The organism is uncultured Capnocytophaga sp., assembly GCF_963525585.1.
Taxonomy (GTDB): Bacteria; Bacteroidota; Bacteroidia; order Flavobacteriales; family Flavobacteriaceae; genus Capnocytophaga.
Genome location: NZ_CAURLX010000031.1, coordinates 17,029 through 27,927, shown reverse-complemented (window position 1 = coordinate 27,927; position 10,899 = coordinate 17,029). Strand labels below are relative to the sequence as shown.

Here is a 10,899-nt window from a genome sequence, read left to right as displayed (position 1 = left end):
TAGGACGCAAGGTTTTCATCCTTGTAACAGGGGTTCGATTCCCCTACGGACTACAAAAAAATACCAGTTTTTAATTTAAGATAAGAAATGGCAAATCATAAGTCCGCAATCAAAAGAATTAGAAGAAATGAGGCTGTTCGCCTTAGAAATCGTTATCAACATAAAACTGCTCGTAACGCTGTAAAGCGCTTGCGTACTACTACTGATGTAGCTGAAGCAAAACAATTATTACCTAATGTAGTTTCTATGATTGATAAATTAGCTAAAAAGAATATCATTCACAAGAATAAAGCTGGTAATCTCAAAAGTAGCTTAATGAAACACGTTAATTCATTAGTTGCCTAACAGTTATTTTTAAAATTACATTTTAGTTATACTTGAAAGACTATTTTCTCAATAGTCTTTTTTTCTTTTTATACTATCTACTTATAAAAATATCTGTAAAGTTAGAAATAAAAAAGCCTCTAAAAAAATATTTTTTAGAGACTTTTTTCAAATTTTCTGGAATTACATTGTTGGCTTAACTTCTCCTTTTTGAGCTCCTGATTTAGGCTCTGAACAAGATTTTTCATCCTTTTTTCCTTCCTTGCAGCAAGATTTTTTTTCTTTAGCATTTTTACTGCAAGATTTTTCATCTTTACCTTCTTTATTACAGCAAGATTTAGGATCTTTCTTGTTCTCTTCTGTACAACAAGATTTTCCATCTTTTTTACCTTCTTTACAACAAGACTTAGAGGTAGCTTTCTCTGCTTTTTGTGCTTGTTCTTGGGCATTTACAGCAACAGGAAGTATTGCCATTGCAAGCATCACAAATAACTGTTTCATATGCTTTGATATTAATTTAATTCAAATACAAAGGTATAAAAAATAATCTTATAAAAGTTTTTTTCTCAAAAATTTTTTTTCCGTATATTTGCCACTTAATTTATCTAAAATAAGAAATATGAAAAAAATTGCATTAATAGGCTTATTATTAGGGATTTCTGCTTGTAAAACCAATCCTTTTACAGGGAAGCAAACACTAAATTTTACTCCCAATAGTTCGCTTTTTCCTACTTCTTTTAACCAATATAGCCAATTCTTAGCTTCCAACAAAGTAATAAAAGGTACATCGGATGCCGAAATGATAAAACGTGTAGGAGAACGCATTGCTAAGGCTTCTCAACTATGGTTGGAAAGGAATGGATATAAGGATTATTTGAAAGATTACCGATGGGAATATAATCTGGTAGAAAGTAATGAATTAAATGCTTGGTGTATGCCTGGTGGAAAAATTGTCTTCTATACAGGTATTCTTCCTATCGCAAAGAATGAACGAGGAATTGCTGTTATTATGGGGCACGAAGTAGCCCACGCACTCGCAGACCACGGAGCTCAACGTATGAGTGCTTCTACCATCCAACAGATAGGAGCTATTGCAGGAAACATTCTCCTAAGTGACAGCAAATACTTAAATCAGTTTAATACAGCCTATGGGCTTGGAACACAAGTGGGAATAATGCTTCCTTTTAGTAGAAGTCATGAAACAGAAGCTGACGCTATAGGATTACAAATTATGGCTCTAGCTGGCTATGACCCCGATGAAGGATATAAACTATGGGAACGTATGAGTGCAGCCTCTGGAAATAGTAGCGAGAGCTCAATACTAAGTACTCACCCTTCCAACACTTCTCGTATTGCTAACCTTAAGGCTCTTGCTCCTAAAGTAAAAGAAGAGGCTAAAAAATATGGAGTAACTAAGTTTCAATAAATTATCTACCAAAAAGGTGTCGCACTCTCATTACTAGAACCCCAAGTACCGCCTCTTTAATGATAGAAGCATTCATCTTGGATTTTCCTCTGGTTCGATCTGTGAAAATAATGGATACCTCTGAAATACGAAAGTGATGAATATAAGCCTTATACTTCATCTCTATCTGAAAAGCATATCCTACAAATTTTATTTTATTGAAATCTATCTTTTCTAAGACTTCCCTACGGTAGCAGATGAAACCTGCCGTAGGGTCTTTTACCTCCATTCCCGTAATCATTCTTACATAGAAAGAGGCACCATAGGAAAGTAAAACTCTTCTTAAGGGCCAGTTAACCACATTAACACCCCTTATATACCGTGAGCCTATAGCTACATCAGCACCATTATCTTTACATTCTTGATACAAACGCAATAAATCACTAGGATTATGGGAGAAGTCAGCATCCATCTCGAAGAAGAATTTATATTTTTTATCACTCTCAAGTCCCCAGAGAAATCCATGTATATAGGCAGTTCCTAGACCTGCTTTTTTCTCTCGAACGGTAAGGTGAAGCCTTTTAGGGTATAATACTTGTAATTCTCTTACTTTTTGCCCTGTACCATCTGGTGAATTATCATCTACTATAAGGATATCAAAAAGGGAAGACTGCTCCAGCACAGCTTTTATTATAAGTTCTATATTTTCTATCTCATTATAAGTAGGTATAATTACTAAGCCTTCAGAAATGGGCTCTGCTGAAAAAATATTCATCTATCAAAATTAGTCTGCAAAATTACAATTATAGTCTTTATTTTCCAAATAATCTTTTTGGTATAATTTTTGATATAGATTATAGCTTATATTTTTATTACAAATACTTATGATTTCCTCTCTGTCTCAGAAAAGCACACTTCCTTATGGTACTCCTGATTTTTCTTCAATTAGAAATGAGGAGTTCAGGACTTCTCTATTAGAAGCAATGGATTCACAAACCTTATCTATTAAAGAAATTATTGAAAATCAGGATATTCCAACCATTGAAAACACCTTATTACCTCTAGAAAAAAGTAATCAAGAACTCCGTCGTATAAGTAATATCTTCTATGCATTAGCAAGTGCCCACACAGATAAAATTATACAAAGTACTGAAAAGGAGATTCTTCCATTATTTGCAACTCATCAGGATAATATCTACCTCAATGACAGTCTATTTCAGCGTATAAAATATCTCTATAACAACCGAAATTCTCTTAACTCGGATACAGAAACACTTCGTCTTCTAGAATATTACTATGACAATTTTACACTCTACGGCGCCAATTTGTCAGAAGAAAAAAAAGAAGAACTTAAAAAAATCAATGCTCAGCTAGCTTCTCTTGTTAATGAATTCAACTTCTACACCCTAGAAGCTCGGAAGAAAGCAAGTATTATCATTCATAATGAAGAAGAACTCAAAGGACTTTCCTATGAAGAAAAACAAGCCCTCAAGCAAGCTGATGGAACTTGGAAGATTGATATTATTAACACTACGCAGCAACCTATTCTTGCCTCTTTGGAGAATGAAACGACCAGAAAACGCGTGTTTGATGTGGCGTGGAATCGTGCCTCTCGGGGAGCCTATGCTACAGAAAATATTATCCTAGATATCATTACTTTGCGTAAGAGAAAGGCAAATCTGTTAAGTTATAAAAACTATGCTGAATGGTCTCTGCAGAAAAGTATGGCTAAAAACCCAGAGACTGTTTGGGCTTTCTTTGACCAGATGATGCCCCATACCTTTGAAAAAGTAAAAGAAGAAGCTAAAATTTTAAAAGAAAATACCCTTTCAGAAGCTATTCAGCCTTACGATTGGAACTATTATACTGAAAAAATCCGAAAAAATAATTATAACCTTGATGAAAATGAGCTAAAACCTTATTTTGAGTTATTTAATGTTCTCGAAAAAGGCGTTTTCTATGCAACTACTCTTCTTTATGGAATTACCTTTAAGAAAAGAACAGACTTACCTGTATATCATCCCGATGTAGTTGTGTATGAGCTCTTTGAAGAGGACAACACACCTTTAGGACTTTTCTATGGAGATTTTTATGCTCGAGAGGAGAAAAAAGGAGGGGCTTGGATGAGTTGCTTGGTTACTCCTTCAAAATTCTTCGAACAGAAACCTGTCGTTTATAATGTCTGTAATTATATAAAACCTAAAGAAGGCTCTCCTTGCCTGCTTACTTTCAGTGAAGTAGAGACTCTCTTCCACGAATTTGGACACGCTCTACACGCTTTCTTTGCTGAACAAAAATACGCTTCTCTAGCAGGAACAGCCGTGGCTAGGGATTTTGTAGAATTTCCTTCTCAGTTCAATGAAAACTGGGCTTTACATCCTATTATTCTTAAAAATTATGCTGTCCATTATCAAACAAATAAAGTAATTGATGACTCTCTTATCAAAAAGATGAAAGATTCTAGAACTTTTAATCAAGGATATGCTTTCTGTGAGGTATTAGCATCTGCCTATTTGGATATGAAGTGGCATACCTTATCCTTGGATGATTCTGTGGAAGAAGTTACTTTATTTGAACAAACAGCTCTAGAAAAATTCCCTAAAGAAGTGCCCCCTCGCTATCGTTCTAGCTATTTTTCTCATATTTTTGGAGGCGGATATGCTGCCAGCTATTATGCCTATCAGTATTCTGAAATGCTTGCTCGTGATGCCTATCAGTGGTTTGAGGAAAATAATGGGCTTACTCGAGAAAATGGGGAACATTTCCGAAAAGAAATCTTATCGAAAGGAAATACAATGGACTACCAGACCATTTACAAAGCTTTTAGCGGAAGACTTCCTTTTTAATTTTAATAATATTATCCTTTAATAGTTTTAAATAATTTAGATTCATAAAATGTCGTTAGAAATAGAAATACAAAAGCGCCGAACTTTCGGTATTATATCACACCCTGATGCTGGAAAAACAACACTTACTGAGAAGCTACTTCTATTTGGGGGAGCTATCCAAGAGGCTGGAGCTGTGAAATCCAATAAAATAAAAAAAGGAGCTACCTCTGACTTTATGGAAATAGAGCGTCAACGAGGTATTTCGGTAGCTACTTCAGTACTCGCTTTTAACTATAAAGAACATAAAATCAATATTCTAGACACTCCAGGACACAAGGATTTTGCAGAAGATACTTTCCGTACGCTAACGGCTGTAGATAGTGTAATTGTTGTGATTGATGTCGCCAAAGGGGTTGAGGAACAGACAGAAAAGTTAGTAGAGGTATGCCGTATGCGGAATATTCCTATGATTGTATTCATCAACAAGCTCGACAGAGAAGGAAAAGACGCTTTTGACCTTTTAGATGAAGTAGAACAAAAATTAGGCTTACGAGTAACTCCCTTAAGCTTTCCCATTGGTATCGGATATGACTTCAAAGGAATTTATAATATTTGGGAAAAGAATATCAATCTTTTCTCAGGAGATAGTCGCAAAAATATAGAAGAAACTATCTCTTTTGATGATATAAATAGTCCTGAATTAGAGAAAATTATCTCTGAACAGTCTGCTAAAAATTTACGAAGTGATCTAGAGCTCGTCTATGAAGTATATCCTCAATTTGACCGAGAGGCTTACCTTAATGGGGTACAACAGCCTGTATTCTTTGGTTCTGCTCTGAATAATTTTGGTGTAAGAGAACTTCTTGATTGTTTTGTAGAAATAGCTCCCTCTCCACGCCCTAAGGCTAGTGAAGAACGCTTAGTAACTCCTAACGAAAGTAATTTTACTGGATTTGTCTTTAAGATACACGCTAATATGGATCCTAATCATCGTGATCGATTGGCTTTTGTGAAGATTGTTTCAGGTACTTTCGAGCGCAATAAGCCTTATCTGCATACGCGTTTAGGAAAAAAACTTAAGTTCTCCAGCCCTAATGCTTTCTTCGCTGAGAAAAAGGAAGTTGTTGATATTTCATATGCTGGAGATATTGTGGGCTTACACGACACTGGAAATTTCAAAATAGGAGATACCCTCACTGAGGGAGAACTCCTTCATTTTAAAGGAATTCCAAGTTTCTCGCCAGAGCATTTCCGGTATATTAATAATGCTGACCCTCTTAAATCTAAGCAATTAGAAAAAGGTATTGACCAGCTGATGGATGAAGGTGTGGCTCAGCTCTTTACTCTTGATTTCAATGGTAGAAAGGTAATAGGAACCGTAGGAGCACTCCAATATGAAGTAATCCAATACCGATTGGAGCACGAATATGGGGCTAAATGTAGTTATGAAAATTTCCCCATCTATAAAGCTTGCTGGATAGAAGCCCCAGAAAATCCTAAAGATCCTGATTATTTAGATTTCTTACGTGTCAAACAGAAATTTCTAGCTCGTGATAAGCAAGGACAGCTAGTATTCTTAGCAGATTCTTCTTTCTCTATAGAAATGGTCAAACAAAAGTATCCTAGTCTGAAATTACATTTTACTTCAGAGTTTGATTAATATTTTTTATAAATAAGATGAAGAATATAATGTTTTTTTCTGTCTTTTTATTTTTTTTTGCAAATTGTGAAAGTCAAAATATTCAATATAAAAAGCATAAAACAGATTGGGAAAAAGAAAATTTGAAAGGAAAAGTGAAAAGTATTTGTATAGTTAATTCTTTTGGTGAAAGAGAATATCTATATGATAAGGAAGGATATCTAATAGAAGAAACGGTATATTTGGAGGATGGAGAAAAACTAAGAAGAAATATCCTATATACAAAAAAAGGCAATAAGATAAAAGAAATAGGATATAACAAAAAAGGAAAAGAAGAATATTATTCTGACTACAAATATAATAGGTATGGATATTTGAAGGAATGGGCAACTTATGCACAAGGGAAACTTTACAAAAAGTTAGTGTATAATTATGATAGTAAGGGCAATGAGTCTGAGGTTTATCTTTATTATAATAAAGACAAATTTGATGAAAAGATAGCGCAAAAATATGACTCTAAAAACAGACTTATTGAAATGGAAATATCTTCTAATCGGAAAGAATATATTGAAAAAAAGGAATATTTATATGATCAGGAGAATCATTTAGTATCTATAATATTAAAAAATGATAATATAATTGTTTCAAAGAATATTTTCAGATATGATACAAACAATAATATAACAGAAGAACAAAATTATAGAGATAGTACTCTAATAGATACAAAAACATATATTTATTCCTATGATTCTCATAATAATTGGACAAAGAAATTCTTGCTACAAGACTTAGACTTAGACAAAGAAGTCCTTATTGAAGAGAGAAAAATAATATATTATGAATAAAATTTCAATTATTGAAATTATTAAACCTACCGATGATGCGATCGTGTCGCTCCTACCCTATCTCTCCCTAATTCACTGATTATGTAATTCGTACTAAAAACTCATCTCTATGATGTGTAAAGAAAATTATATTCACTTTTAAAATATTCCAAAAGGCTATGAAGCAAAAAAGATTTCCATTATTTGATTAAAACTTTATTCTACTTTGTTTTTTTTGAAAAAAATATCTTACATTAGTTCCTCTTCCCTATCTTGAGGCAGAGATGGTGATATTTCAGTTACCGAAGATGATGTAGCTCTTTTCTGCAGAATAAAATACAAACAAGTTACTCCCCATCCTATCCAAAAAAGATAAAAACCAAAATGAAAACGAGCTTTCATTACCTTATGCATTGTTGTAGTGAAATCCCAATAAGTGAAACCAAACCCAATTATTCCTATAAGCAGGCATAATCCAGAAATCTTTTTTACTGCCTTCCCTGAGGAATATTGCCTTATAAGCCAGAGGACTCCTATAAGTAAGCATTGTATTACAAAGAGCAATAGAGCTGTCTTCCACCAAGAACGAAAAACTATAAATTGGCGATACATTGTATGGATTCCTACACGCCCTAATAAGGACATTTGAGTAATTAATATACCTGATATTACTGAAGCTAGAGCCTGAAAGAGGAATAAAGAAGTAATCTTTCTCATTACACTATAATTTTATTGATTATTTGGTAAGAATCCATTCTTTTTCTTGATACTTTGCCTTAAATTTCTTCTGAATATAGTCTTGTACATTATTTTTCTTACTTAGGAAGCCAAAAGGAGTTTCTTTTTTCTGAAGTGTTGCTATGATAGTGGCTACTTTTTCATTTTTTTGTTCTATTTGAATTTCTTCCGTAAGAATATATTCTATAGTCTTAACTTTAGCTCTATTTTCTTTCAATTCTGTTATGAATGGTAATGCTTTATCTGTACATTTTATATTAACTACCCATACACTATCATTGGAGAGCCATTTTTTCTTTACTTTCAGCTCCTCTATAGAGATATAATCATCTTCTTCCAATTTCTTAAGTTGTTTAATCTTATCTCCATCTTTTTGGGTACGATACCTTACTTCTCCTAGGGAAAAATGAGCTGTCTCATATAAAGGTTTTGCTTCTAAAGAATCTTCTATTAGTTCCTTTGCCCTTGAAGAAGAAAGTTTTCCATCTGAACAGGCTACTAATATTAAGCAAAAAACTAAAATAAAAAAAGAATATCTTTTCATAATAAGGTTATTTTTGATTATTAATATTTATTCTATCACTTGAGTATCGTAATAATTACGATATTCCTGATTATTTTCATAAAGTTCTTGATGTGTTCCTTGTCCTATAAGCTTCCCATTGTCCAAAAAAAGAATAGAATCAGCATTTCTAGCTACCGATACACGATGACTGACAATAATTCGAGTAGTATTATAGGCTATTTGTGTAAGATTATGGAGAATTTTTTCCTCTGTATCGGTATCCACTGCTGAAAGACAATCATCAAAAAGATATATCTGTGCTTCCTTGAGCAATGCTCTAGCAATAGATACACGTTGGCGTTGTCCGCCACTAAGAGAAATCCCTCGTTCACCTAATATAGTTTCATATCCATCCTTGAAATCCATAATATTATCATGTACTTGAGCCAGTTTTGCTACTGCTATAATCTCCTCCTGTGTAGCCTCTGACTTACCATATTTAATATTATTCCCAATGGTATCTGAGAAAAGAAAAGAATCCTGAGGAATAACCGAAATTGACTTACGTAAATCATTCAGATTAAGAGATCTGACATCTCTTCCATCTATAAAAATATGTCCCTGTTGTACATCATACATTCGGGTAATTAAGTCTAAAATAGTAGATTTTCCTGACCCTGTTCTCCCTATAATAGCAATATTTTTCCCTTGAGGAATATGAAAAGAAACTTCCTTCAGTGCTGTAATTTGTGTATCTGGATAGGTAAAAGTAACATTTTCAAAACGGATATCTCCTTGAATAGGAGTACTATATTGTATAGTAGTTTCTATATCAGATTTTTCATTTAAGAATTCATTAATTCTCCCTTGAGAAGCCTCTGCTTGCTGAACGATATTACTTACCCATCCTACAGTAGCCACAGGCCAAGTAAGCATCATTACATAAATTGTAAATTCTGTAATAACTCCAATAGATTGAATCTCACCATTGATATATAAACGTCCTCCTACAAAAATAACAAATATAATACTAATTCCTATCAAAAAGATCATTATTGGAAAAAACCATGCTTCTATTCTCAAAAGAGCTAAATGCTTCTTTCGTCCCTCTTGACTGATTTTATCTACATTTTTCTGTGTTTCTTCCTCCATAACAAAAGCTTTTATGGTATGTATTCCCGAAAAAGTTTCTTGAGAAAAAGAAGAAATATCTGAAAGGAATTTTTGTACTTCTATAGTTTTTTGGTTTATTTTTCTACTAATAAAATAAACTAAAAAAGCCAAAATAGGCAATGGAAGTAGTGCATAAGTAGCAAGTGTTGTGGAGGTGTAGAACATCAACGGAATACTACAGAGAAAGAGAGTAATTGTCTGTACACTATACATAAGAGCAGGACCTGTATACATCCGTACTTTTCCTACATCTTCACTGATGCGATTCATTAAATCTCCTGTTCTATTTTGCTTATAAAAACGCTGAGAAAGTGTCTGATATTTCTGATAGATTTCATTCTTCATATCAAACTCTATGTATCTTGATACATTAATAATGAGTTGTCGCATCCAGAAAGTAAAGAAACCAGAAAGAATAACTGCGGTAATAATAAGCAAGCTATAAAGCAAGAGAGTATTTCCTATATTTGCCTCTTTATTGGGGCTTTCCATATAATCCTCAACTACTTTTATAGCATACTGTACACTCTTAGGCATTACCAAAGAGAAAAGACGTGCTATAATAGTGATAAGTACCCCTAATATAAGTTGTTTCCTATATTTATAGAAATATTTATTAATATAAGCTAAGTGTTTCATAGTTATTCAAATAGGGGGCAAAGGTAGTAAATAATTATGAATTACCAAGCTTTCTTTGCTCTGCTATCAAATTCTTATAAATTCCTGTTTTCCAATCTTTTTTCTGGATAAACTGTAATAATTTTTCAAATCTATCACACATTTGTTCTCCTGAATTTCGCATTACATATGATGGAAAATTAAATTCTTTCTGATGTAAATCTGTAAATTCCCAAGGATGGAAGTAAAGTGTTGCGTATCCTATCGAATGAACAGCTTTTGATAACAAAAAATGATAAATCCAAAGAGGAAAATTATGAAAAGAAAGCCAGAAAAGAGGAATTCTAAAACAACTCACTGCTGTAGGAATCTGCCATAGACCATTTTCTTTATAAAAACGCTTAGAAATATGTAATTTATTATATCTTCCTGGTAAAAAAGTAGGATTAACTGATGAATTATAAAGATAACCCGCTTTTTTCACCTCTTCAGAAGAGATTTCTGCCATTCTTGGCATTCGTAATCCTTGAATTTGTACTCCAAATAGCTCTTCTAAAGTCTTTTTAGAAGACAATAAATCCTGATTTTCAAAAGCTGAATGATAATAAGTATGTGAAGCTAATTCGTGTCCTTGTTCAAGAAGCTGAGTAATTAGTTTATTGCTATTCTGAGCAAAAATTACTGTAGAGAAAAAAGTAGCTTTTACATTATATTTTTCTAATAAAGCCAATATTTTAGTAAGTCCTTCCTGAGATATGGTTATTTGTCTTTCAAAATCTATTTCATAACCATATTCTTTGGGCATATCAAATTCTTCAATATCAAAACTAAGATAAATCATACAT

11 protein-coding genes are annotated in these 10,899 nt (G+C 33.1%); 5 read left to right on the top strand and 6 right to left on the bottom strand.

The features are described from left to right. Positions 1–87 precede the first annotated feature (87 nt). Complete coding sequence (gene rpsT, locus RYK20_RS07910) at positions 88–345, top strand: 30S ribosomal protein S20 (RefSeq protein WP_311456418.1); 258 nt, start codon at positions 88–90, stop codon at positions 343–345. Between the two features lie 162 nt (positions 346–507). On the opposite strand, the gene RYK20_RS07905 is transcribed toward rpsT, so the two are convergent. Beyond that, positions 508–825 (bottom strand): chaperonin, encoded by a 318-nt coding sequence (locus RYK20_RS07905; RefSeq protein ID WP_314603081.1) that lies wholly within the window; start codon positions 823–825, stop codon positions 508–510. A gap of 118 nt (positions 826–943) precedes the next feature. Here RYK20_RS07905 and RYK20_RS07900 point away from each other — a divergent pair, with 118 nt between their 5' ends. Further along, complete coding sequence (locus RYK20_RS07900; protein ID WP_314895012.1) at positions 944–1,750, top strand: M48 family metallopeptidase; 807 nt, start codon at positions 944–946, stop codon at positions 1,748–1,750. A gap of 1 nt (position 1,751) precedes the next feature. Here RYK20_RS07900 and RYK20_RS07895 read toward each other — a convergent pair whose 3' ends face one another. Continuing rightward, positions 1,752–2,504, bottom strand: a complete 753-nt coding sequence (locus RYK20_RS07895) for a polyprenol monophosphomannose synthase (protein WP_297979328.1) — start codon at positions 2,502–2,504, stop codon at positions 1,752–1,754. 109 nt (positions 2,505–2,613) lie between these two features. Here RYK20_RS07895 and RYK20_RS07890 point away from each other — a divergent pair, with 109 nt between their 5' ends. The 3 genes from RYK20_RS07890 to RYK20_RS07880 are packed head-to-tail and all read left to right on the top strand — an operon-like array spanning position 2,614 to position 7,041. Continuing rightward, complete coding sequence (locus RYK20_RS07890) at positions 2,614–4,575, top strand: M3 family metallopeptidase (RefSeq protein ID WP_314895011.1); 1,962 nt, start codon at positions 2,614–2,616, stop codon at positions 4,573–4,575. Positions 4,576–4,624: 49 nt separating this feature from the next. Further along, positions 4,625–6,217, top strand: a complete 1,593-nt coding sequence (locus tag RYK20_RS07885; RefSeq protein ID WP_297979333.1) for a peptide chain release factor 3 — start codon at positions 4,625–4,627, stop codon at positions 6,215–6,217. Positions 6,218–6,234: 17 nt separating this feature from the next. Further along, positions 6,235–7,041 (top strand): hypothetical protein, encoded by an 807-nt coding sequence (locus RYK20_RS07880; RefSeq protein ID WP_314895010.1) that lies wholly within the window; start codon positions 6,235–6,237, stop codon positions 7,039–7,041. Positions 7,042–7,269: 228 nt separating this feature from the next. On the opposite strand, the gene RYK20_RS07875 is transcribed toward RYK20_RS07880, so the two are convergent. Genes RYK20_RS07875 through RYK20_RS07860 form a run of 4 tightly spaced genes read right to left on the bottom strand, consistent with a single transcriptional unit; the run spans position 7,270 to position 10,895 of the window. After that, on the bottom strand, positions 7,270–7,737 hold the full coding sequence (locus RYK20_RS07875; protein ID WP_314895009.1) for a hypothetical protein: 468 nt from the start codon (positions 7,735–7,737) through the stop codon (positions 7,270–7,272). Positions 7,738–7,756: 19 nt separating this feature from the next. Then, positions 7,757–8,302 (bottom strand): hypothetical protein, encoded by a 546-nt coding sequence (locus tag RYK20_RS07870; protein WP_314603076.1) that lies wholly within the window; start codon positions 8,300–8,302, stop codon positions 7,757–7,759. Positions 8,303–8,329: 27 nt separating this feature from the next. Beyond that, positions 8,330–10,075, bottom strand: a complete 1,746-nt coding sequence (locus RYK20_RS07865) for an ABC transporter ATP-binding protein (RefSeq protein WP_314895008.1) — start codon at positions 10,073–10,075, stop codon at positions 8,330–8,332. 34 nt (positions 10,076–10,109) lie between these two features. Continuing rightward, positions 10,110–10,895 carry a polysaccharide deacetylase family protein gene (locus tag RYK20_RS07860; protein WP_314895007.1) on the bottom strand — a complete coding sequence of 262 codons (786 nt, stop codon included), beginning with the start codon at positions 10,893–10,895 and terminating at the stop codon, positions 10,110–10,112. Between the last annotated feature and the right edge of the window lie 4 nt (positions 10,896–10,899).